This is a genomic window from Haemophilus parainfluenzae, assembly GCF_014931395.1.
GTDB lineage: Bacteria > Pseudomonadota > Gammaproteobacteria > Enterobacterales > Pasteurellaceae > Haemophilus_D.
Genome location: NZ_CP063120.1, coordinates 459,990 through 486,045, shown reverse-complemented (window position 1 = coordinate 486,045; position 26,056 = coordinate 459,990). Strand labels below are relative to the sequence as shown.

The following is a 26,056-nucleotide window of genomic DNA, read 5'->3' as shown; positions in this document are numbered from 1 at the left end:
ATGTGGTTAAAACTGACCGCACTTTATTAGCTTATAAAAGTAAACCGCACATTAAAGTGCGGTTTATTGTTTATCTCGAAATAACCTCTTTCGTGAAGGCTTCCATTTCGGCTTTACGCCATGGTGTTGAGAAGAAAATAGTATCTTTCAAACCAGATTCACTATTTAGTGGACGAACACCGAATTCTTGGCTTAATTTCTGTTGTACTTCAGGTGAAGTAATCCAATGCACGAAAACAAGTGATGCGGCTGGGTTCGGCGCATTTTTTGCTACGGTTACAACATTACCACCGCCAGGCATCCCAAATTTTGGCACATAGAATTTTAAACGATCAGTAATTGCGCCTTGTTTTTGCAAGCTGAACAAATGATCTTGCCATGCGGAGACAATCACTAACTCACCATCGTTTAAACGGGTTAGACTATCAGCATTCGAAGCAGTACGGATTAGTGCATCTTTTTTACTGCTGAACCAATCCCAGGTTTTCTTCCAATTAGCAATCTGTGCTTCATCGATTTTATCGGTACGATAATCATAATCACCATTGATGTACACTAAAGCTCGTTGAATGAAAGCATTACCCGAGCTACCACCATTTGGATCTGAATAGCCGAATTTTTTTGGATTTTTATCAATATAGCTTTCCATGTCTGCCCAAGATTGTGGCAATTCCTCTTCTTTAATTCGCATAGGATCATAAGCTAGACCAGTTTGATTACCCCAGTAACCTACAGCCATATCGCCTAATTCAACACCTTGTAAGTGGTGATTTAATTTATCGAAATTTGGTAAGTTATTGAGTTTTACAAGAATGTCATTTTTCGCTACGTTGCCTAAACGGTCAGCATTTAACACAACCACGTCCATTTTGCCGGTTTCTAGATTTTTTTCAGCAATCAGTTTATTGATATTACCGTCCAAGGTGCCTTCAGGTACTTTGACTTTAATACCGTATTGATTTTCAAATTCTTTGACAAAATTACGGAATTGCGGCTGCAAATACCAAACGCTAACTGTCAATTTCCCTTCTTTTTTAGCGAGTTCTTCGATTTCACTCCAAGATTTACCACTTAAGTCTGTGGAAGCCGAGGCGAAAGTGCTGACAGCCAAGGCGGCAGCGGTAAGACCAATGGATAGAAGTTTACGGATATTTTTTTGCATAAGATGCTCCTTGTGAAAATTATGCTTTTCCTGTGGATTGAGAGAGATAATTCCCTTTCAACAATTTTTCGATAATCATCATCAAAATAATGTTTGGTACCAACAAAATAATCGATACAACGGCCGCATTCGGACGAATAAAAGAATAACCGAGGAAAGAATATAAAATGGTTGGCACGGTAATAAAGTCTGGTGAGCCGATAACGAAAGCGATAGCAAACTCTTCAATACTTTTCACTAAACAGAAAATAATTGATGCTAAAAAACTGGGTTTTAACATCGGCATATACACGTCTTTGAAAACGGTAAATTTAGATGCACCTAAGTCACGGCTAGCATCAATGAGGTCTTGCGGCACAGAAGAAAATCCCGCGGATAAAATCCGAATAGCATAAGGTAACGTGAGTACAACATGCCCAATAACAATGCCGATGAATGGATTATTAATATTTAAATCCAATAACATACGGCTAAAGAATAGGGCAATAATCATGCCTGGAATAACCAATGGAATCAGTGTTAATAATTCTGCTAATTTTTTACCTCTAAACTCCATACGTCCAAATGCATAAGCTGTTGGGAGAGAGAGTAAAATAGTGATCAGTGAAACCGTAGGCGCAATGGTATAGCTATTAAACATTGCTTCAGGTAAAGAGGTGGTTTCCCAGACGATTTTCCAACGCTCAAAAGATAATGATTGAGGGAAAATATCTGGATAACTCCACGGTTTAGCGGGATCTACCAATGACCATAAACCTGCCATTAAAAAGGGTAGGAACAACCAAATAGAATTAGCAAGAATAAAGAACGTTAAGGAAATACGTGCGATTAATCGACTATTTTTCGTTGTGATTTGTACGGAACTACTCATTTGACTTCTCCACGTTTGACAGCTAATGGTTTAATCAATAATGACACGAGGATGGTGAAGAAGGCAGAGGTTAACATAATCGTTAATGCCATGACCGCACTTTGATTCCATTCTTCAAATTCATAGGCAGACATTTGCATTAAACGCGCTAAAGAATAGGTACTACGAGGACCTGCAATACTATAAAAGGCGAAATCACCGAGTGCGCCGATAAATATTAAAATAAAGGAAACTTGTACCGCACCTAAGGTTAGTGGGAAGATCACATAACGAAAACGTTGCCAAGGACTCGAACCTAAATTAGCTGCCGCATCTAATAAATCAGTTTTCAGTGAATTGACCGCGCCACCAATAAGAATTAAAGCAAAGGGAATGTTTTTCCACATTTGTAAAATCACTACCCCCCAACCAAATTCATCATTTTGTAAGGTTTTCGGTTCGTCCCAAATGCCTAAATAAACAAATACCTCATTAAGAATGCCGTGGTAAGAAATCATATTGACGAACAAAAAGGCGGCAACCAATCCAGGTACCAACATAGGTGCCCGCAAGATGGTGATGATCGTTACCTTGGCAGGCAATTTTTTACGCAACCACATAGCAATGGGATAAGCCACGATGATGGATAAAATCGCACCTAATAAAGACACTTTTACGGAATAAATATACGAATTTTGGAATACAGGACTATTTAATACGGCTTGCCAATATTCCAAACTAAATTGACTTTCTTCCCCGCCCATACTGTATAAACCAAGGCTTTGAGAGACGACAATGTAGAATGTGGACCCCATTAAAAATAGGATCGTACCTAAACCGCTGCATAGTAATAACCATGCTTTTACATCATTTTTGAGACTTTTCATTTTACGGACTCCAAGAATTTAATCGCATGGCGGGGAACCGTAAAGGTGAGTTTATCGCTCAAATTCGGGCATTTTGTTAGTTGCAGACGTAATTTTTTCTCTTCATCATTACGTTTAATGATGCCTTGCACTTCCGTGATATTGCCCATAAAAGCGGTGTTGATGATATCTACTGTAATTTGGTTTTCCGCTTCCGTTTGTGCGTTTGGTAACAATTCAATGTCTTCTGGTCGAAAGCAAATATAAATTCGTTCAGATTCCGGTTTTTTCTCAGAAAATACGGTGAAATCGCCAAAAATAGAACTCACTGCATAAAGATTGTCACCGATGTTTTTCACATTGGCTTCCGTGATATTGGCAATGCCAATAAAATCTGCCACAAAGCGGTTTTTAGGATGATGATAAATATCTTGAGGAGAGCCAATTTGCTCAATAGAGCCCTTATTTAACACGATGATTTTATCTGACATAGTTAGGGCTTCAGCCTGATCGTGAGTCACATAAATACTAGTTAAATTATATTGTTTTGAGAGTTGCTTAATTTCAAAACGTACACTTTCGCGTAATTTGGCATCTAAGTTAGAAAGTGGTTCATCAAATAAAATCACATCTGGACGAGTAACCATGGCTCTGGCTAATGCGACACGCTGTTGTTGACCTCCAGAAAGCTCATTAGGTAATTTCAATTTATGAAATTCTAAATCCATTTGCTTCAATGCGAGATCTAAACGCTGTTTTTGTTCTTCAATATCAATTTTACGTTGCTTTAAACCATAGCAAATATTGTGAGAAACGTTGAGGTGAGGGAAAAGGGCATAAGATTGGAAACACATGGCTGTATTGCGTTTTTCTGGAGGAACATTGTTAACATTTTTTCCTCCGATAAGGATTTCACCTTCGTCAGCCACATGAAATCCAGCGATTAATTTTAATAAGGAGGTTTTACCACAGCCACTTGGTCCTAATAAGGTGACAAACTCGCCTTCTTCAGCGGTAAAAGTAATATTATTTGCTGCGTAAAAGTCACCAAATTTTTTTGTAATATTTTTTATTTCTAACTTTGCCATTTTTACATCCTCTATTTGGCTATACAACTATAGAGGTAACCATAAAACACTTGGTTATTTTTTCAATAAAATAAAAATATTTTTTATGAATTTGTGATGAAGATCACGCATTTAGATAAAATATGGTTTTATTACATTTTAATAATGCGGAGGCGGCGTTTCTTCTGCTTGGCTGGCAATATTAGAAGGTTGAATATCTTTTAATTTGCCGGCGAGATAGCGGAGTTGAAGTTGAATTTTATCCATATCAAACTGTTGTTGAACTAATGCTTGGTTTAGCTCGTCTAAAAGTTGTTCTTGAAACGCAATTTTCATTTCAAGTTCAGCAATGCGATCTTCTAAAATTTGTTGATTTTGCATAAAATTTCTCTAATTTTTAAAAAAATGTTGTGAATTTGGTCAATACGATTTAACCTATTCGCTATTCCATTTCTATTATAAAGGATCAAGCAAAATGTTGAAAATTCAAAAGCTTTCTCTTGCTGCACTTATGGTAAGTGCGGTTGTTTCAGGTTCTGTTTTTGCAGAAGATAAAGCAGCGCCAAGCGCAAGTGATGCGTCTTATGCTGTAGGTGCATTAATGGGTAACCAAGTAAAAGATTTAGTGGATGCTCAAAAAGAAGTCATTCAATACGACAATGCGCGTATTTTAGATGGCTTAAAAGATGCATTAGAAGGTAAAGTTGATGTTCGTAAAGACGAGAAAATTCAAAAAACCTTAGATGGCATTCAAGAACAATTAGTATCTGCAGCGAAAGCAAAAGTAGAACAACAAGCGAAAGCTGCAAAAGAAGAAGGCGATAAATACCGCGCTGAATTTGCGAAAAAAGATGGCGTGAAAAGCACCAAAGATGGCTTACTTTACAAAATCACTGAAGCAGGTAAAGGTGACGCGATTAAAGCAACAGATATCGTAAAAGTACATTACACTGGTAAATTACCGGATGGTAAAGTATTTGATAGCTCTGTTGAACGTGGTCAACCGGTTGAATTTAAATTAAACCAAGTGATCAAAGGTTGGACTGAAGGCCTTCAGTTAGTGAAAAAAGGCGGTAAAATCGAATTAGTGATTCCACCTGAATTAGCTTACGGTAAACAAGGTGCTGGCGATGCCATTCCACCTGATGCAACACTTTACTTCGATGTTGAAGTATTAGACGTTAATCCTAAAAAATAATCCTTAATTCGACCGCACTTTGTCCAAAGTGCGGTCATTTTCCCTACCAGATTTGAAAAATGATACTAACCGATAGACAACCTTTCACTGATGAAGATCGTGCTATTCTGATTTCCTATAAAGCGGTGGTTGATGGCGTAAGCGCGTTGATCGGCAAGCATTGTGAAATCGTCTTACACTCTTTGGAAGACATTGAGCATTCCGCCATTTGTATCGCCAATGGGCATAATACCAATCGCCAAGTGGGTTCTCCGATTACGGATTTAGCCTTGAAATCTTTGCGTAATATGCAAAGTGAGAGTGTGTCTAAGCCTTATTTCACGCGTGCGAAAGGCAATGTGCTGATGAAGTCAGTGACCATCGCCATTCGAAATAGCAAGCAACGCATTATTGGTTTACTTTGTATCAATATTAATTTGGATGTGCCGGTTTCTCAATTTATGCAGGCCTTTATGCCAACGCAGGAACAAAATGAAACCTCTTCCGTCAATTTTGCAAGTTCAGTGGAAGAATTGGTGGCACAAACGGTAGAAAAAACCATTGAAGAAGTGAATGCGGATCGCTCGGTTTCGAATAATAATAAGAACCGTCAGATTGTGATTTCACTTTACGAAAAAGGCATTTTTGATATTAAAGATGCCATCAATTTAGTGGCTGATCGCCTCGTGATTTCTCGCCACACCGTGTATTTGTATATTCGTCAAATCAAACAAGAGCAAGAGTAATGAACTATGTTCTCGCCGTGAAAAGTCCTGTTTATGGCAAACAAGGGGCTTTTCTTGCCTATCAATTTGCCCAGGCTTTACTTGAAAAAGGGCATGTCATTAACCAAATTTTCTTTTTCCAAGAGGGTGTGAGTAATGGCAATGGCTTGGTTTATCCTGCCAATGATGAATTTAATCTCACGCAAGCTTGGCAAGCCTTTTCAGCGCAGCATCATGTTCCTTTGCATTTATGTGTGGCAGCTTCACAACGTCGTGGCGTAGTGGATGGGCTTACGGCAAAAGAGACTGATAAAACCAATCTGGTAGAAGGTTTTGAGATTACAGGCTTAGGCGAGTTTATGGCGATGGCATTAAAAGCAGATCGGGTGGTAACATTATGAAGCTGGCATTCTTATTTCGTACCGCACCACATGGAAACGCGATTTCCCGTGAAGGTTTAGATGCTTTGCTTGCTGCGACAGCATTTTGTGATGAAGAGGAAATCGGTGTGTTTTTTATTGATGATGGCGTGTTGAATTTACTCAATGGGCAAAATCCTGAGTTATTATTACAAAAAGATTTTATCCGCACCTTTAAATTATTAGATTTATACGATATTGAACAGCGCTTCGTCTGTGCCGATTCACTAGACCAATACAATTTGAATACTGAACAGCTTATTATTTCTGCTGAAAAAATTGACCGCACTTCGCTGATCAATAAACTTAGCCAAGCAGAAAAAGTGTTTACGTTTTAAGGAATATTATGCTTTATACCTTTTCTCAAGCTCATTATTCTGAGACAGACCTTCAACGTTATTTGACTGAAATCACGGAAAATGATGCGGTGGTGTTATGGCAAGACGGCGTGCTGCTAGCGGTAAAGTACGGAGAAATGTTTACTCAATGCAAAGGACAATGTTTTGTGCTGGAACAAGATGTTTTAGCCCGAAATTTAACCGCACTTTTGCCAGAAAACAATCAAGTGCGGTCAATTTCATTAACAGATTTGGTGGATTTAACTGCTCAATATTCGCCTCAAATCGCCTTATAGCGGGCGTTCTTTCGGTAACAAGAGCGGTAATACCATAACAGAATAAAGCGCCAAACCTGCTGCCATTAAGCAGGTAATTTCTAATCCTCCAGCACGTAACCATTCGCCAAATCCCATGTCATTCACTAGGGTCACATAAAAGATCCCCGCTACGACGGTATAACAAAACCCAATTAGTACCGAAATTAATGCGATAGCTTTTACGTGATAACTCGCATAACGGTGAAATGCTGCCCAAAGTGTAATAAGAAAAGTCGGTACCGCAGCCACGATAAAGACGGTAACCGCTGAAGACTGAAATCCATCGGCATCATTGTTGGCGAACATTAGACCAATAGTGCCTATAATTTGAATAATCAACGGTAAAAGAATAAATGCTTTAAGATATTTTTTCATGAGATGTCCAGTTAATAGAAAAACGGAAGCATTGTATCAATCAAATGAAAGACAACCAATCTTTTCTCGTTAATAGCGAAAATAATAAGAAAAACAACCGCACTTTAAAATAAAAGGAGGCATTATTGCCTCCTTTATCAATTATTTCTTCGCTTTTTGCTCTTTAATAAAGTGTTTGCCATCAAAACGATAATAAATGCGTTCAGAGGTCATTTTTCCGTTACCACATGTATCTTCAAATTGATGTATTAACGGGAAGCTAAAGCGGTTATTTTTCAAGTCGTAATCAAAATAGGCATTTGATTTTGGTAAATCATTATCCGTATATGAGATATACGATACACCAATATTAGAAGTTGGTTCTTTTCCTTGAATTAGCTTCGCTTCTTCTAAACCGTTTTCCGTAATTTGATAAAATTTCGCTGCAATTGCATGATGACATTGACTGTAGATGTCAGCGCTTTCTATAAAATAGTAAGGTTTTCCATTCAGTTTAGGGGCTGTTAGGCTGGTTATATCAGAGCCTAACTCATTAAATTCCGTTTTCCAAGTGCCATTAGGTAACTGATAACGCCAAATGCTGCCATATTCGTGCATTGTCCCGCCAGATTGCCAATCCCAAGTCAGAATCTGAAGCTTATTGTCTTTTGACGTGCCTACACCAACCCCCGCTTTAGGTGCTTTTTCCCAAGCGCAGAATTTGCCTTCTAAATTTTCAATTTTGGCTAACGCCTCTTTAAAACGTTTTTCTGAAGACTGGTATTTTTCTTCATTGTTTTCGTTATAGCTGCCGTAGGTTTTCATCTCTGAATAACTTGCTGCTAATTCGGTATCAATGATTTCACATTGGTTAGCATAAGCGGTAGAAGAAAAGAGACATACGCAAAGTAAGATTTTTTTCATAGAGCGTTCCTTTTTTAAGATTATTTTTCACAAGTAGAAAAGGTGATTGTGCAATTCGCTGAATTCGTTTTACAGGCTGCCAAGGCTTCTTGTTCAACTTCTTCTAACTTTATTCTGAAATTGCTAACTGCAGCATATTTTTCAGGAGAATCTCCCGTTGCCAATGTAACACAAGCATGATTGGCTTCTATTACGATTTGACAATGTTGTTTATTTGTATCCGTTGAAGCAAGTGCACAATCCTTTAGTGCTTTATTTTGAGCAGGCTTTATCATATTTCCCTCGCCATAACCAAAAGCACCATTTTGTGGATTATAAGCAATTACACTCCACCAATTAGGAAATTCTAGAATTGGCGGTCGTGGTGGATACGACATTTGATCTTCGATTGAAGGTGTTGTTGCAAAAGCCGAAACGGATAAAGCACATAAAGCCAATGTAAGTAATTTTTTCATTTTTATTTCTTGTGAAAAATCCTGTGAGGTTTGTCTTCTCTTTATTGTAAAAGCATATTACTAAGCAGGCTTTTAGTTAAAAAACTTTGCATCTATACCATATAGCACATCTAAATCATGTTGTGGTAAGAAGTCTTTTTCTTTTACTTGATATTGCACAACCTTGTCATTTTGCAGCACTTTTTTCACCTCGCCTTTACCTTTCCAACAGAAAGAAACAATCTGATCTTTTGGTCTTTCAATGGTAAGCGTAAAATCCGCAATAGGTTTTGCCCAGTTTGCTCCAGTTTTGAGAATATAACCTAGCTCACGGTAGTATATCCCTTGATTAGATTTTGCTTTTACTGATTTTTTAAATGATGGATCAATACAAAAAGTATCGGCAAACTTTTTATAATTCACGAGATCATGAAGCCCCATGCCAGATCCTAAAAGAGGGACATATTCGTGCTGAATTTGAGTAGTTGAATTGCCTTTAAAGGTTTGCTGCCAGCTATAAATAATTTGTCCGCCCCAAGTGATATCTTCGCTATCCTCAGAGTCTTTGTATGAATATTTAGCAAGACGTGGGTCCTGACATTTTAAGATTTTTTCATTTGCCGAAGCAGATTTACGTAACCAAGGCTCCATTAACTCTTCTTCAGTTAAACCACAAGCACGAAGAATCTCCGTGACATCGTGAGAAACAAATTCTCTTTTCTCTGCATCATCTGCATTTTTGGTTTCGTAAAAGAACGCACGTACATGAGTCGTCGGTTTGATTTCTTTGCCATTCGCATAAATCTTAAACGAATTGATTAAACTTTGCGTGTCAGCAAAATCAGCGTAATCGTGCAGCATCACTTCCGGTAATGGGAATAGCACCGTCTCAGTAATGTCTTTATCGGTTAGATTGCGATATTCATATTCCACCTTAATTTTATCTTGGCTGATAAATAGGTTTTCTTTTTGCATCGCAATGTGTTCATTCTTAATATATTCCACACCACCAGTAGAGACTGTTCCCGTACTGTCGTTAGCTTGAGCCATAAATGGAAGACAAAGAATCGTTAAGAGAAGAGACTTTTTCATGATTGGTGTTCCTTGTAAAAAGTGAGAAAAATTTGACCGCTCTTGTGGTAAGGCAATTAACGTATTGTGTATTTTTCAAATACGCTACAAGCTAAAACAATTTTTGTTTTGCTTGGCTAATTTTAAAACCGTGTTTTTCTTTATTTGAACAAGTTAATGAATCGCCCGAAGCAGTGCATTGCCAGCCTTTGCCTTTAATTGTTTCACCCTCTTTTAAGATTGGTGAGTCTGGTACAGCGGGGGTATCACTTGCACAAACAAGTGAAGCCTTTCCTGTCGCGCCAACAGAAAATAGCTCGCCCCATTCGAATTCACAATCTTTCGGACGCGGTAAAATCGGTTTTCCTTTAATTTTAGTAACACATTCAACTTTGGGGTTTAGACCAGGAAGGTCGCCAGAGCAATAAATAGCATCATTAGCCGTGCGAAAACTGATAAAAGAGTCTGAGTTTGATGCTGTTTCTATTCGCGGGGTTAAGGCAAAGCTAGAAACAGAGAAAGTACATAACGCGAATACAAATAATTTTTTCATGTTGAATTCCTTGTTGAATGGCGGAATTGGTAAAATTCCTACAAAATTTAACCGCTTGCAAACCCTTTTGAATTGCTAGGTTATTAGTTTACTTGTTTTATTTCTTACAATAAAGGTAGGATAACAAACTTAACAATAATGGGCATAAAAAATAAATATAAACCGATGAGGTTTGGAATATGCCATCATAATTGGTGCCTTGTAGCCCATTCAAATTAAATAAATATTTCCCGAATACTCCAGCTTCCGCCATCCATAGTAACATCGCAAAGCGACGATAAAAACGTTGAAAAATAGCAAAAAAGAGATAGCTAAAAGTGGTAATGGCAATAAGTTTAAAATAGATATTAATAGAATGATGTAGACTATTAGCCACAGGCTCGTTGAATGCTAAATTATAACCAATGACTTGCACCCAACGCACGCCAAAGTTGAACAAGAAATAAGCACTAAATAACAAGACGATGAAATGAGTTAAAAAAAGTAAAAATTTCATATTGGAATATCTCAAAAGTAGGGAAATATTGCTTTTGTGGACCATAATAAATCGTTAATATGAAGACGATCATACTGTTTATTTAGAATAGATCAATACTTTATTAAAATGCTCAGATAAATGTTTTTCTAAAATACTAGGATATTTCTTAAAGAGATAGGCAAATAATAGACAAATACCTTTATGCCCCGTACTATGTTTCTTTTTCTTTGGTATCGTTTATGACTCGAATTAATCTTGTTCCGCCTGAGGAGCTTTGTGATCAACATCTTTTAGCTGAACATCGTGAATTAACCCGTATTCCTAATGCCGTGGCGAAAGGTAAATATCACTTAAAAGGACAGCCTGCAGAATATAAATTAGGGGAAGGGCATGTGCGTTTTTTCTTTAATAAATTGGCATTTTTAAAAAAACGCTATGATGCATTACATGCGGAATGTAAAGCCCGAGGCTTTAACGTGCAGTATATTTGGAATGAAACATTACCCGATGACCCAAGTTTATGGTTGGACTATGAAGCCACAGAGGTGGCGTTGCAGATTAATCGGGAACGTATTCAGGAACAAATGCCATTAAAGGCGAGATTTACACCGCATCTTCCAAAGAGCGGTCAAAAATAAAGGAGTTTTCACTTATGAAAGGCAGTGAGAATATAAAAAAGGTGAGCATCGCTCACCTTATGAATTGTTTAATCTTTCAATTTAATAAAAAACGTACCACTAGGTATGATAGGCAAATAGTTTTTATGGAAATCCATAAAGGTTTTTTGTGGGTCTATGTCTTCAAAAAGTTTTGGGTAAAGTGCTTTTGCCATAAATTGAGCGGCTGCTAGATCACTTAGTGAGCGAGAAGCCGTATGATAAATACCGTAAACACGGTGGTTTTTAACTGCAGGTAAATCTTGCCACCCTGCACGGGTTAAGAAACCTTTTAGGCGTTTTTGTGTATCCTGTTCATTGATGTTTATTCCCATCGCCATCATTTCATCGTTAGTTTCATGCCCCATTTCTGTGCCAGAAATCATAATCACTTCAGGTTGTGCGGCAAGAAGTTGTTCTGGATTAATTGGTCCCCAATTTTCGACAAAAGGCGCGCTTACGTTATCACCGCCAACAGTTTCAGCAATAGCACCCCACATATTTTTACCAAAGGTAAAGCTATATTCACTAGGACCTTTATTGCCAAATTCTACATAGATTTTAGGTTTAGGTAGGTTAGCCTCTTTTACACGTTTTTGAATATCAGTAATGCCTTGAGCATATTCATCTGCAATTTTATTTGCTCGTTCTTCGGTACCTGCAAGTTGCCCAAAAATCTTTGCGCTTTGGGTGTGTCGTTCTACACTTTGAGCATTAAAATCGACAACAATAATTGGAATGCCAGCTTGTTCTAACTTTGGTAGTTCGGAACCAATAGTTTGATATTGCCATTCTGCAAGAATCAATACATCAGGTTTTAATGCCAAGGTTTTTTCGGTTGAGAAAGTTCCTGTATTTACATTACCAATATCAGCAATATTTTTGAGTTCAGGCATTTTTTCAGAAAACAATGCCCAACTTCCTGGATTAAATTTTTCCCAAAATTCACGTGAGATACCTTTAACATATTTAAAATTTTCAACACCCGTAACAGCAATGTAATCAGGATAGTAAAAGCCTAACACGGCATTTTTTACGGGCACATCAACGTTAACTTCTCGTCCTAATACATCTTTGATTGTTTTTATTTCTGCTTGAGTAGTGATACCAAAAGTCAGTAATAGAACGGCCAAAATTAAACGAATTGTTGATTTTTTTTGCATATAAACTCCTGTCTGAATAAAACATCAGAACATTACCATAAATAAGAATTATTATCAAATTTAGATGTTATAAAGTGATAATACAAGAAATGCTGTTGAAGGGTAAAATAGGCATATATCTAGAAAAAACATATTTCGCATTTAAAATTGGAAGTGCGGTCAAAACTTAGTAAGTTTTCACTTCTCCTTGGGTTGGACTAAAGGAGAAGTGAATGTGGGAGAATTATTTATATTCAACCACGATATCGCTTTCGCTGACGGTATCACCATAAACTGGCAATAAGGTTTTTTCGTAAGCTTGTTTTAAACGCCCATCTTTGCCTAGAGTTTGGATTTCGTTATTTAACCAATTTAACAATTCAGGTGCATCTTTGCGAACAGCTGGTGCAATAACATCTTGATCACCAAAGTTTTTTACGCCCACGGTATAACCTGGATTTTGTTTTGCCCAAGCGAATAAGAAGGTATTGTCATTAGATAATGCATCACCACGACCATCACGTAAGGCTTCAAAGGTTTCTGTATTTTGTTCGAATTTCAATAACTTCACATCTGGATAGTTTTTGGTGAAGAAAATATCAGCAGTAGTACCCTTATCTACGATTAAAGTTTTGCCTTTTAATTGTTCAAGGTCAGTAATCACAGAACCATCTTTTGAAACGACACCGAGTGCCACTTTCATATATGGATTCGCAAAATCTACCACTTCTTTACGTGCTGGCGTCACTGTAAAGTTGGCGAGAATGATATCAACTTTCTTAGAAAGTAAGTATTCTGCACGGTTTGCGGCATCGACTAAAACAAACTCTACTTTGTTTTCGTCACCTAATAAGTCTTTACCGATCGCTTTACCAATTTCGATATCAAAGCCTTGGCTTTTACCTTGTGCATCCACATAACCAAATGGTGGTTTATCGCTAAATACACCAATGCGCACTTTGCCATCTTTTTGTATTTGCTCAAGGCTTGAGATTGTTTTTGCTCCGTCTTTAGCTGGTTCTTTGTCATTACACGCGGTTAAGCCAAATGCTAAGGTGGCAGTAGCTAAAAGTGCGGTCAATGTTTTAAATGTTTTCTTCATAGTTTGTCCCTCTCGGTTCATAATTTAAGATATTTAAGAATGTTTTCGCACGATCCGTGGCTGGATTCGTGAAGAAATCTTCCGGTTTTGCCTGTTCAATGATTTGCCCTTTATCCATAAACACAATGCGATTAGCCACTTGACGGGCAAAGTTCATTTCATGGGTAACGATAAGCATCGTCATGCCATCTTTGGCAAGACCTAAAATTACATCAAGTACTTCACGTACCATTTCTGGGTCAAGGGCAGCAGTGACTTCATCAAACAGAATAATTTCAGGGTTCATGCAAAGTGAACGTACAATAGCAATTCGCTGTTTTTGTCCACCGGATAATTCACGTGGATAGGCATTTTTTCGATCATATAGACCTACACGTTTAAGTAACTCATCGGCTTGTTTTTCAGCTTCTGCACGATCGCGTTTTTGTACTTTTAAAGGACCGAGCAAAATATTGTCAATTACTGATAAATGAGCGAATAGTTCATAACTTTGGAATACCATCCCAATGCGTTGACGCGCTTTAACCCAAGGAATGTCTTTACCTAACTCTCCTGCATTTTGCAGCAAAATCTGACCGCGCTTTATTTCCTCTAGTCCATTTAGGCAGCGTAAAAAAGTACTTTTACCACAACCCGATGGACCTAAAATAACGACAACTTCGCCTTTCTCTATAGAAAGATTGATACCTTTTAGTGCTTCTACATCACCGTAATTTTTGACGAGGTTTTTAATTTCTAATAACGCCATGTGTTTTCCTAATTAAAATTAACTTTCCCAACGGGTTTCTAAATAACGGGAAAATAAGGATAGCGGGTAACAAATCACAAAATATAAACCGAAAATGACACCATAAATCCAAAGCGCCGCCGATTGATTACTAAATAATGAATGCTCGATAATTTGTTGACCGACTTTAATCACTTCTACGACACCGATTAACATTGCCAAGGAACTGGTTTTTACCATGCGGGTAAAGAGGTTAATAGCACTTGGTGTCACACGTTTTAAACTTTGTGGAAGTAAAATATACACAAAGGTTTGAAACGGCGTTAAACCTAAAGCGTAGGCTGATTCCACTTGATGTTTTTCAATGGAAGTTAATGCGCCACGCACTAAATCCCCCATTTCAGCCGTTCCCCAGAAAATAAACACCAAAATACATACAGAAATGCCATCTAAGTGAATATCAAACCATTTTGCTAAACCAAAATACGCGAGAAAAAGTAAGGCTAATAATGGAATGATGCGTATAAATTCTAAATAAAAGCGACAAATGGCTTTGATAATGGGATTTCTGCTTGTCATGATTACGCCAAAAATCACACCTAAAATACAGGCGAAGAAGACAGAAATGAACGCAATTTCAGCCGTCACCCATAAACCGTTGAGCAAGCGTTCAATGTTGCTGCCTTGGAATAATAATTCAAGCCCCATATTTTGCTCTCCGAGTACGGCGTTCTAAATGACCGATGAACAGAGACATCGGTAATAGAATGATCAAATAAAACACCACTAATAAAAATAAGGCTTCATTGGTTTTGTAATCGAGCCCGATGACTTCTTTCGCCACAAACATCAGTTCGGCTACGGCAACGGCACTGATCACTGAGGTTTCTTTCATTAAGAACAAGCAATTTGCGCCGATTGCAGGTGTGGCAATCGCAAAGGCTTGTGGGAAAATCACATAGCGAAAAGCTTGAAAAGGGGTTAGACCAATACTTAAGGCTGATTCAATTTGCCCTTTTGATACCGCTTCCAGACCACCACGAAAGGCTTCTGCCATATAGCTTCCACCTAAAAATGCCAGGCCGATAATGCCGCAAGTAAATCCATCTAATTTCAGGCCAATTTTAGACAGCCCAAAATAGAGAAAAAACACTTGAATCAATAAAGGCGTATTACGAGAAAGCTCAATATAGCCTTTTACTAGCCAAGTTAATGATTTGACTTTGTAGGTGGTAATCACCGCACAAATCACACCAATCACTAGCGACAATAAAATGCCCCAAAAGGCGAGATGAAGGGTCATCAGCGTGGCATGAATAAAACGTGGGGTGACACTTAAAATATAATCCCAATTCATTTTTTATAATTTAATCGTTTGCGTAACGATATAGTAAAAAATTTTGAATCGTTGAGAAAAGAATGGAAATTTATTACTTATAATGAAATGTAATAACAAGTGGGTTTTAAATGAAATAAGTGGTGGTTAGGAATAAAAAAACGGGGCTTTATTCAGCCCCACCTTTGTTTATTTTAATCACGTTTTGCAATAAGTACGGTTGGTTCTTCGTCTGTTTTTGGTTCATCTTGTATTTCAGCCGGTTTGTCTTGAATAGACATGGCTGATTTTAAACTGTCCTGACGAATTTTTTCCGCTGCTTCTTTGTCGCCAGCTTGTTCGAACACATAAGATGCCATCATGACATCATTTGGTTGAAGTTGAGTTGGGCAAGCAGTAACTTCTTTAAATGCTTCTGCTGCTTTAGCAAAATCGTTATTACGAACATAAAGATAGCCTAATGCACGATTGAGACAACAACGTTGGCTTTCATCGGCACGTTTTGCACGTTTTTCCACTAACTTAAGCAGTTTGCTGTTATCTTCTGCTTGTAAACGAGTGATTTGCGTGCAAAGCTCAGGGCTAATTGGGGTGTTATCACCCAATTTTTTCATGATTTCAAGCGTAAATTCATAAGCTGATTCATGGTCGTTGCAATCAATCAAGCGTTGAATTAAAGCGGTTTTTAATTCTAAATCATTGCGACGACGGCGTGGCTGAGCTTCCCACCATGCGAGCAAGCCTTCAACGCCTTCTTCATTCATTTTCTCATCTAACAAGCCATTTTCTGTTTCTTGTTGAAGCGCTTTAAATTCTTCAGCTGAGAATAAGCCTGAACCTTCGATTAAATCTAAGATGCCATCAAGTGCTTGATAAGCTTTGGAACGGCTATAAATTTCAGCAGCAAGTTTTAATACTTCTTTGTTGCGATCTGACATTTCAAGCAAGCTATCAACGGAACTACGCGCAGCCGGTAATTTATTTTGTTGTAATAAAATACGGGTACGGGCAATTTCGACTAATAGATTATCTGAACCGGCAAGCTCCGTCGCCTCAATTAAATAACGGTTTGCGCTGAATTCATCACCGCGTTGTTGTGCAGCTTCAGCGGCTTTAATCAGATTTAATACTGGCTCGGCAGAATGTTTTGCGTTTTTACCAATCAGTTTTTCTGCTTTGGCATAATCGCCTTCATTCATCTTCATCAAGCCTTCAAGGGTTTGACGTTGTGCTTTCACACGTTTACGACGAGAAAACCAGTTATAGGTATTGCTACTTAAACGGAAGAAACGGGTAACAATCCACTCTAATGTATAAATCACTGCAAGTGCGACCACAAAGAGAATGACTAATGTAGTAAGTGACATTTCATACACGGTGTTTGCCGTTTCAACTCTGACATAACCTTGCTGACCGGAGAGGTAAGGCCCTGCAATCAATCCGGCAAGTAAGGCGAGCATTAAAAAGAGAACTCTAAACATTATCTATCCTTATTGTTGGGGTTCAGTTGCCGGTTGTGCAGCTGGTGCTTCAGCGGGTTTTTCTTCAGCTTTTGGCTCTTCCACTTTCACTTCAGGTGCTGGTTTTACTTCTTCTTTTCTTGGTGAATTATCAACCGCTTTTTCTGCTTCAATTTCCACTTTCTGTACATCTAAAGGTGTACGATTTAAGTACTTATCAAGCATACTTAAGCTTTGTAATTGGCTTGGTACATCTACATAGATAGATACTTCAGATAATTCATCCACTGATTTTAAGAAACTTTGAGTCACTTCAGCATTGGTATCAAAATAGCTACGAATCCAAGATGCAACGGCTTCTAAAGATTGTTTATAAAGCTCATTTTGCTGACGAGGCACGGCCATAATCGCTAATTGTAAGCGTAAACGAATGTTTTCACGCAAATATATATCTTGGTTTGGCGCTAATAATTCTTTGCGATCCGCACCATGTTTCGGTGAAATACGGATAAAGTGATTTAAGAATGAGGTCGCACTCTTTTCTGCATTTTCCGCCCAGTCAGACAGGGAATCTGATAATTTTGTTGCATTTTGGTCGTCGCCAAAATTCACATCTAACACAGGTAACTCATCAACAGTATTAGCTAATTGCGATAATTTTTGCATGACCGAATTTTGATCGACGCCAGCTACGGAGAGAAGTTGTTTCAGATCTTGATTGATTGCGCTGCGGATAGCCGCGGATTGTGAGTTATTCACTTTAGCAAGAGTCTCATCAGCGAGTTTTAAGAGTGAAACCGCTGTATCCACGTCATTATCTAACACTAATTTACGCAATGCATTGTTGAGTAAGAAATCAGCTTCTGAGAATAACCAATCGGTAGGTTGTTGAGCATTAGCTTGTGCGCTCACTTTATTAATTTGTGATTGTAAGCCAACTAACTCATGTGATTTGGCATTGATTAGCTCTTCTACTTGCGCAATTTTGTTTTGTGTTGCTTTATTCGCAGACTCTAATTGAGCAAGCTGTGTAGTATCAAATTTTACTTCTTGAGCAGGTGCTGAAACCACCGTTTTATTATTGATTTGAGCTTCAAGTGCGGTCAATTTTTGTTGGAATTCATCCACTTTTTGTTGGCCAAAATAATAACCTGCACCACCCACGCCAAGTGCAATGAGAATAGCCAATAAACTTAATCCAGTACCACTTTTCTTCACAACAGTTTGTGTACGTGGCGCAACAGGCTCGCGATCTTCAGTTTGAATTTCCACTGCATCTGTTTCTTGGATTTCATCTGTCGTTTCAGGGGTTAATTTCTCTTTCGCCATATCTTTTCCTTAGTGAGAAAGGGGAGTTACTTCATTAAGTAAGGTATTAAGTAAACTTTGATTGTCCGCACCAGCGGAAACCACCACATTATGCCAACCTTGTTGTACTGCGACATCCGCAATGCGTTGACTTACCGTGACTAAACAGCAATTTTTTAGCCAATTTTGTTCATTTTCAGGCACAAATTCGATTAACGCCTGCAAAATTTCAAGGCTTGTTACCACAAGGGTTTGCACACCAGAACGAATACAAATACTGGTTTGCTCTTCGTTATTATAATTAATCGGCGTGCGTTGGTAACATTCGACTGTCTCAACAGTTGCACCGCGTAGTGTGGCCTGTTCACGTAGTAATTCTCGTCCACCGTTGCCACGTAAAATTAACAAGTTTTTATCTGTTAATTCTGTCATTTGCGGTAAATTTAATACACCTTCAGTATTTTCCGACGTCATTGGATAACGAATAGTACATTCAGTTTGACAGGAAAAATGCTGTGCCGTTCTATGTCCAACTGTAAAGTATTGTAAATCTTGACGCCAGCTAAAGCCAATATCTTTCAGGGTTTTATCCGCAAAATCGACCGCACTTTTTGAAACCAAAAACACATAATCACCACTTTTTAGCTGATTAAGTTTCGTCGGTAATTGGGCCAACTCAACACCCGCTTCAATAGAAAGCAAAGGCAAGTGCAAGGCAACTACACCGGCTTGATTCAGCTGGTCAACGAGGGCTTGTCCTCGTTCATCAGGGCGAGTGACTAGTACGGCCATGGTAATTTCCTATGCTGAATAAATCTTCGCCAGAATCTTATCTGCGCCTTGTGCTAGAAGTTGTTCTGCAATGCTCACGCCTAATGCTTCGGCGTTTTCAACCGCACTTTTACCTTCTGCACGAATAATCACGGAACCATCGGTTTCGCCGACGAGTGCACGCAAGAAAATTTCGCCATTTTGCTCAATGGCATAGCCTCCGATTGGCACTTGGCAGCCACCTTGTAAGCGAGTATTCATTGCACGCTCAGCCAAAACACAAGTTGTCGTAGTGGCATCTGAAAGTGGCGCAAGTAATGCTTTTACTTCTTCATCATCAACACGGCACTCAATGCCTACCGCGCCTTGTCCGGCAGCCGGTAAAGATTGTTCTACTTCAATGAATGAGGCAATACGTTCCGCTAGCCCTAAACGAATTAAGCCAGCTGAGGCTAAAATAATGGCATCGTATTCGCCATTGTCTAATTTATTTAATCGGGTTCCCACATTGCCACGTAAGGAACGGATATCAAAATCAGGGCGTAATTGTTTTAGTTGGCATTGACGACGTAAGCTTGATGTTCCAACGATAGCGCCTTGGGGCAATTCATCTAATGAACGGTATGTATTGGAGACGAAAGCATCGCGCGGATCTTCACGTTTACAGATCACACTTAACCCTAAACCTTCTGGAAATTCCATTGGTACGTCTTTCATTGAATGGACGGCAATATCGGCACGTTTTTCGAGTAAAGCATTTTCTAACTCTTTAACAAATAAGCCTTTTCCACCAATTTTAGCTAAAGGGGAATCCAGGATGACATCGCCTTTCGTTACCATTGGAACTAATTCAACAGAAAGCGTTGGGTGAAATTTTTCTAATTGATCTTTCACAAAATTTGCCTGCCAAAGGGCTAAAGGACTTTGACGGGTTGCAATTTTTAAGGTTTTAAGTACTGCCATAAATACCGCTGATTTTAAATAGAAACATGCCCTATGCTACCATTTTTAGGGCAAAAAGTCAGATCATTTAAATTTTTGATTTCTGATGAGCTAAGTGGTACAGTAATATCAGTTATATGGTCATAGGTAGGAAGCCTTGAAATACGATCTCACTCAAGCCCGAAAATGTATCAAAACTCTAGATAAACGTCGTTTTGATCGTGCATTATTGGGCTCAGGTGATGCATTCCGACACATCGTCTCTTTAGTGCCGCTGTTGTTGCATCTTAATCATCCTGCTCTGCCGAGTTATGTGAAAGATGCCCCGGCAGGCATTGCTGATTTTACTTTTTCAAATTATCAGCAAAATTTTCTCTCAAAAGAACATCCCGAACTTGTCGAAGCCGTGCAAAGTGCAGTCAATTCTGATGCTGTTTTTGCGCAGATCTTAGGTATTTATGTGATGGGCAGTTTTGGCTCCATTAGCCAAACTTCAGCTTCTGATTTGGATATTTGGATCTGCCATCAAGATGATTTATCTGAACAAGAACAGCAGCGCTTAGCAGAAAAAACGAAGAAAATCAGCCAATGGGCATCGACATTTCATGTGGAAATGCATTTCTATTTGATGACGCAACAACGTTTCCGTAACGAACGTTATTCCGATCCACTAACTAAAGAAAACAGTGGTTCAGCTCAATATATGTTGCTGTTGGAAGAATTTTATCGCTCCGCTGTACGTCTTGCTGGCAAGCCATTATTGTGGCTCCACTTGTGGGTGGAAGATGAAAAACAATATGAGGTCGAAGTTGCTCGTTTAGTTGCAGCTGGTGAGCTTAATTTAAATGATTGGGTTGATTTTGGTGGCTTAGGGCAATTCTCAGCCAGTGAATATTTTGGTGCGAGCTTATGGCAACTTTATAAAGGTATTGATTCACCGTATAAATCGGTGATGAAAATCTTATTGTTGGAAACCTATGCCCAAGAATACCCAAATGCCCATTTAATTGCTCGTCAATTTAAAGAAGATTTACTTTCCGGTCGTAGTACCGCTGCACATCATTTTGACCCTTATATCGCGATTCTAGAGAGAATTAGTCAATATTTGACCGCACATTCAGAATTTAAGCGTCTTGATTTCATACGTTCTTGTTTTTATGTGAAAGCCACAGAAGACTTTGCGTTATATCACGCATCAAACTGGCGTATTTCTTATATGAAAATGATGGCTCAAGAATGGGGCTGGTCAAAAGAGCGTATTGAAGAATTGGATCAGCGTCCAAATTGGAAAATCAAACGTGTGAAAGAAAGTCACAATAATTTAGTGAATTTCTTGATGATGAGTTATCGAAATCTGGTGGATTTTGCACGTAAACACAAAATTAATTCTAGCGTGATTCCGCAAGATATTACGGTGCTTTCTCGCAAACTTTATACTGCTTTTGAAGAATTACCAGGTAAAATCACATTACTGAATCCACAGATTTCGCATAATTTAGCAGAAGATCACCTCACATTTATCGAAGTTCTCGGCAATAAGAATTTTAAGGATGGGTGGTATATGGTGAATCAGCCACCACATCATATGATGTTCTCGAAAGAACGTGTGATTGAATACGGTGAAAGTTTAAATAAAGTCGTCGCATGGGCTTATTTTAATCGCTTGTTGACCGCTGAAACTCATTTGCACTTAATCAGTCAAAATATCGACCAACTCACTTTACGTAATTTTGTCGCCGATTTACGGTTGTTTTTCCCGCATACAAATGGTCAAGCTCCAACAAATGAGGCGCTTTCGTCCCAATGTGAAATCCGCGATCTATTTATTGCAGTAAACTTAGTGAATGATCCAACAGCACAAGTCGAAGAACTTAAATCCAATATTTCGCCAAGTGATTTGTTCAGTTTTGGTCAATTAGAACAGAGTTTGGTGGGTAGCATTGATTTCACTTACCGTAACGTATGGAATGAAATTCGAACTCTACATTTTGAAGGGCAGAATGCGATTTTGCTTGCCTTAAAAGTGCTTTCTAATAAAATTGATCAGGGTGTAAATCAGCCGCGTTCTGTACAGGTTTTCTGTTACAGTAAACACTACAATCGTACGTTGCGAAACTTAGTGAGTGCGTTAGTCAATCGTTGTATTAGTATTCAATTGGGAGATAGTCGTCCAACAACCCATTCTCGTTTACGTGTAGCAGGAAAAAACTGGCAATTCTTTTTTGAGGAAAAAGGGATCAGTTTGCAACCTATTGAAGGCGGAAAAGAAAGTGCGGTCAATTTTGAGGACGTTTTACCGACTCAGTTGGAAGAAAAAGAAATTATTCCTGAGGCCCGTCGATACCCGCCTGAAATTGATTTATTTGCCAGTGAAGGTTTTTTACAGTTCTTTTTTGAAGATAATGTGGATGATAGTTTTAACGTCTATTTGTTAGATGAAAAAAATCGTCTCGAAATTTATCGTCAATGTGAAGGTTCGAAAGATGATAAAGTACGTGAAATAAATCAGATTTATCAATCGCTTGGTTCGAAAGATTGTGAAAATCCGTATAAAATGGTGCAACGGAATTTTAATTACCCGCAATTTTATCAATTGCATCCGACAGAAAGCGGCATGCGTATTATGCCGTTCAAATTTAAAAGCAAAAGGACTTGCTAATAGCTAAATCAAAACAAGCATTGTTTGGGATAAAACTCATTTATCTGCAAATTATGCATTGGAAGATAAGCAAAATCCCGATAGAATCCCTCGTCCGAAAATCTATTGAGAAGTAATCTAAGGCTGTAGACGTTTTCGCCTTCAGACGATAGAATGTTCGTCCGCTTATCTCTTGGAGAATATTATGCAAGAAAAGTTAAAAGTATTAATTATCGACGACCATCCATTAATGCGTCGTGGTATCAAACAATTAGTTGAATTAGAAGAGAATTTTGAAGTCGTCGCTGATGTAGGAAGCGGTACCGAAGGTATTTCCATTGCAATTCAAGAATCACCGGATTTAATTATTTTAGATCTTAATATGAAGGGTCTTTCCGGTTTAGACACGCTCAAAGGTTTACGTGCAGAAGGTATTGATGCGCGTATTTTAATCTTAACCGTATCTGATGCGAAAAATGATATTTTCACCTTAATTGATGCGGGTGCTGATGGCTATTTACTGAAAGATACTGAGCCAGATGTATTACTTGAGCAAATTAAACGTGTTGCACAAGGTGAAGTGATTTTAAGTGATTCAATCAAAAATTTACTTTTAGAGCGTAAACATACGATTGATCCAATTGACTCACTCACTGATCGTGAAATGGATGTGTTACGTTTAATCGCGACAGGTTTATCCAACAAACAAATTGCAGGCCAACTTTTCATTTCGGAAGAAACAGTTAAAGTGCATATTCGTAATTTACTTCGTAAACTTAACGTGCATTCACGTGTTGCAGCAACTGTCTTATTCTTTGAACGAAATGGTCGATAGACAAGTTTCAAATCATAAAAAAGAGCGGTTTTTTAACCGCTCTTTTTTTTATTTCTTTAAAGCAAGAAAAATTAATTTTTCGCTGCTGCCGCGGCTTTTACGATTACCGCAAACGCAGGCGCTTTAAGTGAAGCACCGCCTACTAATGCACCATCGATATCCGGTTGAGTGAATAATTCTGCTGCGTTAGCATCATTTACTGAACCACCGTATTGAATGATCACTTGATCTGCTACAGCTTGTGATTTTGCTGCGATGTGACCACGGATAAATGCGTGAACAGCTTGAGCTTGTGCTGGAGTTGCTGATTTACCCGTACCGATTGCCCAAATTGGTTCGTAAGCAATCACTGCACCATTAAATGCTTCTACACCTAATGCATTGATGACTGCATCAATTTGACGCGCACATACTTCTTCCGTTTTGCCAGCTTCGTTTTCTGCTTCAGTTTCACCAATACATAATACTGGTACTAAACCTGCTTCTTTTAATGCACCAAATTTTTTCGCCACAAATTCATCGCTTTCTTTGTGGTAAGTACGACGCTCAGAGTGACCGATAATGATGTATTTTGCACCAAAATCTTTTAACATTTCGCTAGAAATGTCACCGGTAAATGCACCTTTCACATTGATATCTACGTTTTGTGCACCTAGCTGAATCACACTTTTGCCGCCACAGCTGCAACCACAACCAGAAAGTGCCGCTTCAGCCGTACCTAAATACATAACAGGTGGGGCAATTGCCACATCACAACCTGTTACATCGTGTAATTCTGCTTTTAATCCTTCGATTAATTCTTTGGTGAACGCTTTGGAACCGTTTAATTTCCAGTTACCCATCACTAAAGGACGACGTGCCATTTTTGTTTCTCCATATTGAATAAATAAAAAGTGTGTTTACTATACCAAACTTTGAACAGATTTCTTTGTGCAAAATCACATTTTGAAAATTTTTTTGGGGAAATGATGATTATTTTGTGCTAAAAAGCTACAATCTACTGTACGGAACCGATAAAAAATAACCAATTTTATAAATAAACGGAAAATAGGTCTGGTAACAATGAAAATTTTCAAAGCCGAACAATGGAATATAGAAGTGCTTGCTCCACTCTTTGAAGCCTATCGACTTGCCAACGGAATGAGTGAAAATCCTGACCGCACTTTAACCTTTCTAACAAATCGTATGCGTTTTAATGAAAGCATGTTTTTTATTGCTGTAAACGAAAATGCACAAGCGATTGGCTTTGTTCAACTTTATCCTCGCTTATCTTCTTTACAACTACAACGCTATTGGCAATTAACAGATATTTTTGTCAAAGAAGATAAACATCAAGCCGAGATTTATGCAGCGCTTATTTCTAAAGCAAAAGAGTTTGTCCGTTATACACAATCTAACCGTTTAGTGGCGGAATTGAGCCAAGCTCAACAGAGTATTTTAGAACGCGAAGGATTTAAGCTAAACACGAAAAAAAGTTTGTTTGAATTAACTCTCTAATGCATACACTCCTCAATCAATATTGGGATTACTTGCGAATTGAACGCCAAGTAAGCCCACATACCCTCACTAATTATCAACATCAACTGGATGCCATTTTAGCGATTTTAGCTGAAAAAGGTATTCAGCACTGGCAGCAAGTAAATCCAAGTGTGGTTCGTCTTATTTTAGCGGAAAGCCGTAAGCAAGGTTTAAAAGAAAAGAGCTTGGCATTACGTTTATCTGCTCTTCGTCAGTTTTTCAGCTATCTTGTACAACAAGGGCAAATGAAAGTGAATCCGGCAACGGGTATTTCAGCACCGAAACAAGGCAAGCATTTACCCAAAAATATTGATGCTGAACAGGTCCAAAAATTGCTTTCAAATGACAGCAAAGATCCGATTGATTTGCGTGATCGTGCGATGATGGAGTTGATGTATAGCTCAGGACTTCGCTTATCTGAATTACAAGGCTTAAACCTCAATAGCATTAATACCCGTGTACGTGAAGTGAGAGTGATTGGTAAAGGAAACAAAGAACGTATTGTGCCTTTTGGACGCTATGCTTCTCATGCAATTCAGCAATGGTTGAAAGTACGCCCTTTATTTAATCCAAAAGATGAAGCGCTTTTCGTGAGCCAACAGGGAAATCGCCTTACTCATCGTTCTATTCAAAAACGAATGGAAACCTGGGGCATTCGACAAGGATTAAACAGCCATCTCAATCCGCATAAACTACGTCACTCTTTTGCCACTCACATGCTGGAAGCGAGTTCAGATTTGCGGGCTGTTCAAGAGCTTTTAGGACACAGTAATTTATCCACCACGCAAATTTATACGCATTTAAATTTCCAATATCTTGCAGAAGTGTATGATCAAGCCCATCCTCGAGCAAAACGAAAAAAATAAACAAAGTGCGGTCAAAAATC

Annotated in this window: 31 protein-coding genes; 10 read left to right on the top strand and 21 right to left on the bottom strand. The window is 38.4% G+C overall.

Going from position 1 to position 26,056, the window contains the following annotated elements:
• Positions 1-70: 70 nt before the first annotated feature.
• The 5 genes from INP94_RS02370 to INP94_RS02350 form a co-directional block, all read right to left on the bottom strand.
• Positions 71-1,162, bottom strand: a complete 1,092-nt coding sequence (locus tag INP94_RS02370; protein ID WP_197543916.1) for an extracellular solute-binding protein — start codon at positions 1,160-1,162, stop codon at positions 71-73.
• A gap of 19 nt (positions 1,163-1,181) precedes the next feature.
• Positions 1,182-2,033, bottom strand: a complete 852-nt coding sequence (locus INP94_RS02365) for an ABC transporter permease (protein ID WP_197543915.1) — start codon at positions 2,031-2,033, stop codon at positions 1,182-1,184.
• Entirely contained in the window at positions 2,030-2,899 is an 870-nt protein-coding gene (locus INP94_RS02360) for an ABC transporter permease (RefSeq protein WP_014064417.1), read from the bottom strand. The genes INP94_RS02365 and INP94_RS02360 overlap by 4 nt, the downstream gene beginning before the upstream one ends.
• On the bottom strand, positions 2,896-3,966 hold the full coding sequence (locus tag INP94_RS02355; RefSeq protein WP_049366660.1) for an ABC transporter ATP-binding protein: 1,071 nt from the start codon (positions 3,964-3,966) through the stop codon (positions 2,896-2,898). Before INP94_RS02355 ends, INP94_RS02360 begins: the two co-directional genes overlap by 4 nt.
• Before the next feature lie 138 nt (positions 3,967-4,104).
• Positions 4,105-4,326: a SlyX family protein gene (locus INP94_RS02350; protein WP_005694877.1), complete on the bottom strand. Its 222-nt coding sequence runs from the start codon at positions 4,324-4,326 to the stop codon at positions 4,105-4,107.
• Positions 4,327-4,420: 94 nt separating this feature from the next.
• Here INP94_RS02350 and fkpA point away from each other — a divergent pair, with 94 nt between their 5' ends.
• The 5 genes from fkpA to tusB are packed head-to-tail and all read left to right on the top strand — an operon-like array spanning position 4,421 to position 6,900.
• The gene (gene fkpA, locus INP94_RS02345) at positions 4,421-5,143 is read left to right on the top strand and encodes an FKBP-type peptidyl-prolyl cis-trans isomerase (RefSeq protein ID WP_197543914.1); all 723 of its coding nucleotides are present in this window, start codon (positions 4,421-4,423) and stop codon (positions 5,141-5,143) included.
• A gap of 59 nt (positions 5,144-5,202) precedes the next feature.
• Positions 5,203-5,868, top strand: coding sequence for a helix-turn-helix transcriptional regulator (locus INP94_RS02340; RefSeq protein ID WP_081281248.1), 666 nt, complete (start codon positions 5,203-5,205; stop codon positions 5,866-5,868).
• On the top strand, positions 5,868-6,248 hold the full coding sequence (tusD, locus tag INP94_RS02335; protein ID WP_197543913.1) for a sulfurtransferase complex subunit TusD: 381 nt from the start codon (positions 5,868-5,870) through the stop codon (positions 6,246-6,248). The genes INP94_RS02340 and tusD overlap by 1 nt, the downstream gene beginning before the upstream one ends.
• Positions 6,245-6,604 carry a sulfurtransferase complex subunit TusC gene (gene tusC / locus INP94_RS02330; protein ID WP_197543912.1) on the top strand — a complete coding sequence of 120 codons (360 nt, stop codon included), beginning with the start codon at positions 6,245-6,247 and terminating at the stop codon, positions 6,602-6,604. Before tusD ends, tusC begins: the two co-directional genes overlap by 4 nt.
• Positions 6,605-6,612: 8 nt before the next feature.
• Positions 6,613-6,900: a sulfurtransferase complex subunit TusB gene (gene tusB, locus INP94_RS02325; RefSeq protein WP_197543911.1), complete on the top strand. Its 288-nt coding sequence runs from the start codon at positions 6,613-6,615 to the stop codon at positions 6,898-6,900.
• Here tusB and INP94_RS02320 read toward each other — a convergent pair.
• From INP94_RS02320 to INP94_RS02295, 6 genes are all read right to left on the bottom strand, one after another.
• Positions 6,895-7,296: an HI_0559 family membrane protein gene (locus INP94_RS02320; protein ID WP_197543910.1), complete on the bottom strand. Its 402-nt coding sequence runs from the start codon at positions 7,294-7,296 to the stop codon at positions 6,895-6,897. The genes tusB and INP94_RS02320 overlap by 6 nt on opposite strands.
• A gap of 141 nt (positions 7,297-7,437) precedes the next feature.
• On the bottom strand, positions 7,438-8,199 hold the full coding sequence (locus tag INP94_RS02315) for a hypothetical protein (protein WP_197543909.1): 762 nt from the start codon (positions 8,197-8,199) through the stop codon (positions 7,438-7,440).
• A 20-nt stretch (positions 8,200-8,219) separates the two neighbouring features.
• Complete coding sequence (locus INP94_RS02310) at positions 8,220-8,654, bottom strand: DUF4189 domain-containing protein (protein ID WP_197543908.1); 435 nt, start codon at positions 8,652-8,654, stop codon at positions 8,220-8,222.
• Positions 8,655-8,726: 72 nt separating this feature from the next.
• Positions 8,727-9,725, bottom strand: coding sequence for a DUF4424 family protein (locus tag INP94_RS02305; RefSeq protein WP_197543907.1), 999 nt, complete (start codon positions 9,723-9,725; stop codon positions 8,727-8,729).
• A gap of 91 nt (positions 9,726-9,816) precedes the next feature.
• Positions 9,817-10,257, bottom strand: a complete 441-nt coding sequence (locus INP94_RS02300) for a DUF6636 domain-containing protein (protein WP_197543906.1) — start codon at positions 10,255-10,257, stop codon at positions 9,817-9,819.
• Positions 10,258-10,354: 97 nt separating this feature from the next.
• On the bottom strand, positions 10,355-10,753 hold the full coding sequence (locus INP94_RS02295) for a hypothetical protein (RefSeq protein WP_197543905.1): 399 nt from the start codon (positions 10,751-10,753) through the stop codon (positions 10,355-10,357).
• 221 nt (positions 10,754-10,974) lie between these two features.
• Here INP94_RS02295 and INP94_RS02290 point away from each other — a divergent pair, with 221 nt between their 5' ends.
• Positions 10,975-11,373, top strand: coding sequence for a pyrimidine dimer DNA glycosylase/endonuclease V (locus INP94_RS02290; protein ID WP_197543904.1), 399 nt, complete (start codon positions 10,975-10,977; stop codon positions 11,371-11,373).
• 68 nt (positions 11,374-11,441) lie between these two features.
• On the opposite strand, the gene INP94_RS02285 is transcribed toward INP94_RS02290, so the two are convergent.
• The 9 genes from INP94_RS02285 to hemC form a co-directional block, all read right to left on the bottom strand.
• Positions 11,442-12,554 (bottom strand): ABC transporter substrate-binding protein, encoded by a 1,113-nt coding sequence (locus INP94_RS02285; protein WP_197543903.1) that lies wholly within the window; start codon positions 12,552-12,554, stop codon positions 11,442-11,444.
• 223 nt (positions 12,555-12,777) lie between these two features.
• The gene (locus INP94_RS02280) at positions 12,778-13,635 is read right to left on the bottom strand and encodes a cysteine ABC transporter substrate-binding protein (protein ID WP_197543902.1); all 858 of its coding nucleotides are present in this window, start codon (positions 13,633-13,635) and stop codon (positions 12,778-12,780) included.
• Positions 13,619-14,383: an amino acid ABC transporter ATP-binding protein gene (locus INP94_RS02275; protein WP_178162514.1), complete on the bottom strand. Its 765-nt coding sequence runs from the start codon at positions 14,381-14,383 to the stop codon at positions 13,619-13,621. The genes INP94_RS02280 and INP94_RS02275 overlap by 17 nt, the downstream gene beginning before the upstream one ends.
• Before the next feature lie 18 nt (positions 14,384-14,401).
• Positions 14,402-15,070, bottom strand: coding sequence for an amino acid ABC transporter permease (locus INP94_RS02270; protein WP_111315383.1), 669 nt, complete (start codon positions 15,068-15,070; stop codon positions 14,402-14,404).
• Complete coding sequence (locus INP94_RS02265) at positions 15,060-15,719, bottom strand: amino acid ABC transporter permease (protein ID WP_049364192.1); 660 nt, start codon at positions 15,717-15,719, stop codon at positions 15,060-15,062. Before INP94_RS02265 ends, INP94_RS02270 begins: the two co-directional genes overlap by 11 nt.
• A 173-nt stretch (positions 15,720-15,892) precedes the next feature.
• On the bottom strand, positions 15,893-17,179 hold the full coding sequence (locus INP94_RS02260; RefSeq protein WP_197543901.1) for a heme biosynthesis protein HemY: 1,287 nt from the start codon (positions 17,177-17,179) through the stop codon (positions 15,893-15,895).
• Positions 17,180-17,188: 9 nt separating this feature from the next.
• Positions 17,189-18,487, bottom strand: a complete 1,299-nt coding sequence (locus INP94_RS02255; RefSeq protein WP_197543900.1) for a uroporphyrinogen-III C-methyltransferase — start codon at positions 18,485-18,487, stop codon at positions 17,189-17,191.
• A 9-nt stretch (positions 18,488-18,496) separates the two neighbouring features.
• Positions 18,497-19,258: a uroporphyrinogen-III synthase gene (locus INP94_RS02250; RefSeq protein ID WP_197543899.1), complete on the bottom strand. Its 762-nt coding sequence runs from the start codon at positions 19,256-19,258 to the stop codon at positions 18,497-18,499.
• A gap of 9 nt (positions 19,259-19,267) precedes the next feature.
• A complete protein-coding gene (gene hemC, locus INP94_RS02245) occupies positions 19,268-20,200 on the bottom strand; it encodes a hydroxymethylbilane synthase (protein WP_197543898.1) in 933 nt (310 codons plus the stop codon).
• Positions 20,201-20,336: 136 nt separating this feature from the next.
• Between hemC and INP94_RS02240 the strand changes: the two genes are divergently transcribed.
• Complete coding sequence (locus tag INP94_RS02240; RefSeq protein WP_197543897.1) at positions 20,337-22,838, top strand: class I adenylate cyclase; 2,502 nt, start codon at positions 20,337-20,339, stop codon at positions 22,836-22,838.
• Positions 22,839-23,022: 184 nt separating this feature from the next.
• Positions 23,023-23,652, top strand: a complete 630-nt coding sequence (locus INP94_RS02235; RefSeq protein ID WP_049369963.1) for a response regulator — start codon at positions 23,023-23,025, stop codon at positions 23,650-23,652.
• Positions 23,653-23,723: 71 nt separating this feature from the next.
• Here the strand turns inward: INP94_RS02235 and tpiA are convergent, their stop codons facing one another.
• Positions 23,724-24,515, bottom strand: coding sequence for a triose-phosphate isomerase (gene tpiA / locus INP94_RS02230; RefSeq protein ID WP_005694828.1), 792 nt, complete (start codon positions 24,513-24,515; stop codon positions 23,724-23,726).
• Positions 24,516-24,714: 199 nt separating this feature from the next.
• Between tpiA and INP94_RS02225 the strand changes: the two genes are divergently transcribed.
• Together INP94_RS02225 and xerC are read left to right on the top strand one after the other, a co-directional pair.
• Complete coding sequence (locus INP94_RS02225; RefSeq protein ID WP_070868226.1) at positions 24,715-25,149, top strand: GNAT family N-acetyltransferase; 435 nt, start codon at positions 24,715-24,717, stop codon at positions 25,147-25,149.
• A complete protein-coding gene (gene xerC, locus INP94_RS02220; RefSeq protein ID WP_197543896.1) occupies positions 25,149-26,036 on the top strand; it encodes a tyrosine recombinase XerC in 888 nt (295 codons plus the stop codon). The genes INP94_RS02225 and xerC overlap by 1 nt, the downstream gene beginning before the upstream one ends.
• Positions 26,037-26,056 lie beyond the last annotated feature (20 nt).

Bases quoted from the DNA above. Each gene is read 5' to 3' on its own strand.
- INP94_RS02370 (WP_197543916.1), bottom strand. From the start codon at position 1,162: ATGCAAAAAAATATCCGTAAACTTCTATCCATTGGTCTTACCGCTGCC.
- INP94_RS02365 (WP_197543915.1), bottom strand. From the start codon at position 2,033: ATGAGTAGTTCCGTACAAATCACAACGAAAAATAGTCGATTAATCGCA.
- INP94_RS02360 (WP_014064417.1), bottom strand. From the start codon at position 2,899: ATGAAAAGTCTCAAAAATGATGTAAAAGCATGGTTATTACTATGCAGC.
- INP94_RS02355 (WP_049366660.1), bottom strand. From the start codon at position 3,966: ATGGCAAAGTTAGAAATAAAAAATATTACAAAAAAATTTGGTGACTTT.
- INP94_RS02350 (WP_005694877.1), bottom strand. From the start codon at position 4,326: ATGCAAAATCAACAAATTTTAGAAGATCGCATTGCTGAACTTGAAATG.
- fkpA (WP_197543914.1), top strand. From the start codon at position 4,421: ATGTTGAAAATTCAAAAGCTTTCTCTTGCTGCACTTATGGTAAGTGCG.
- INP94_RS02340 (WP_081281248.1), top strand. From the start codon at position 5,203: ATGATACTAACCGATAGACAACCTTTCACTGATGAAGATCGTGCTATT.
- tusD (WP_197543913.1), top strand. From the start codon at position 5,868: ATGAACTATGTTCTCGCCGTGAAAAGTCCTGTTTATGGCAAACAAGGG.
- tusC (WP_197543912.1), top strand. From the start codon at position 6,245: ATGAAGCTGGCATTCTTATTTCGTACCGCACCACATGGAAACGCGATT.
- tusB (WP_197543911.1), top strand. From the start codon at position 6,613: ATGCTTTATACCTTTTCTCAAGCTCATTATTCTGAGACAGACCTTCAA.
- INP94_RS02320 (WP_197543910.1), bottom strand. From the start codon at position 7,296: ATGAAAAAATATCTTAAAGCATTTATTCTTTTACCGTTGATTATTCAA.
- INP94_RS02315 (WP_197543909.1), bottom strand. From the start codon at position 8,199: ATGAAAAAAATCTTACTTTGCGTATGTCTCTTTTCTTCTACCGCTTAT.
- INP94_RS02310 (WP_197543908.1), bottom strand. From the start codon at position 8,654: ATGAAAAAATTACTTACATTGGCTTTATGTGCTTTATCCGTTTCGGCT.
- INP94_RS02305 (WP_197543907.1), bottom strand. From the start codon at position 9,725: ATGAAAAAGTCTCTTCTCTTAACGATTCTTTGTCTTCCATTTATGGCT.
- INP94_RS02300 (WP_197543906.1), bottom strand. From the start codon at position 10,257: ATGAAAAAATTATTTGTATTCGCGTTATGTACTTTCTCTGTTTCTAGC.
- INP94_RS02295 (WP_197543905.1), bottom strand. From the start codon at position 10,753: ATGAAATTTTTACTTTTTTTAACTCATTTCATCGTCTTGTTATTTAGT.
- INP94_RS02290 (WP_197543904.1), top strand. From the start codon at position 10,975: ATGACTCGAATTAATCTTGTTCCGCCTGAGGAGCTTTGTGATCAACAT.
- INP94_RS02285 (WP_197543903.1), bottom strand. From the start codon at position 12,554: ATGCAAAAAAAATCAACAATTCGTTTAATTTTGGCCGTTCTATTACTG.
- INP94_RS02280 (WP_197543902.1), bottom strand. From the start codon at position 13,635: ATGAAGAAAACATTTAAAACATTGACCGCACTTTTAGCTACTGCCACC.
- INP94_RS02275 (WP_178162514.1), bottom strand. From the start codon at position 14,383: ATGGCGTTATTAGAAATTAAAAACCTCGTCAAAAATTACGGTGATGTA.
- INP94_RS02270 (WP_111315383.1), bottom strand. From the start codon at position 15,070: ATGGGGCTTGAATTATTATTCCAAGGCAGCAACATTGAACGCTTGCTC.
- INP94_RS02265 (WP_049364192.1), bottom strand. From the start codon at position 15,719: ATGAATTGGGATTATATTTTAAGTGTCACCCCACGTTTTATTCATGCC.
- INP94_RS02260 (WP_197543901.1), bottom strand. From the start codon at position 17,179: ATGTTTAGAGTTCTCTTTTTAATGCTCGCCTTACTTGCCGGATTGATT.
- INP94_RS02255 (WP_197543900.1), bottom strand. From the start codon at position 18,487: ATGGCGAAAGAGAAATTAACCCCTGAAACGACAGATGAAATCCAAGAA.
- INP94_RS02250 (WP_197543899.1), bottom strand. From the start codon at position 19,258: ATGGCCGTACTAGTCACTCGCCCTGATGAACGAGGACAAGCCCTCGTT.
- hemC (WP_197543898.1), bottom strand. From the start codon at position 20,200: ATGGCAGTACTTAAAACCTTAAAAATTGCAACCCGTCAAAGTCCTTTA.
- INP94_RS02235 (WP_049369963.1), top strand. From the start codon at position 23,023: ATGCAAGAAAAGTTAAAAGTATTAATTATCGACGACCATCCATTAATG.
- tpiA (WP_005694828.1), bottom strand. From the start codon at position 24,515: ATGGCACGTCGTCCTTTAGTGATGGGTAACTGGAAATTAAACGGTTCC.
- INP94_RS02225 (WP_070868226.1), top strand. From the start codon at position 24,715: ATGAAAATTTTCAAAGCCGAACAATGGAATATAGAAGTGCTTGCTCCA.
- xerC (WP_197543896.1), top strand. From the start codon at position 25,149: ATGCATACACTCCTCAATCAATATTGGGATTACTTGCGAATTGAACGC.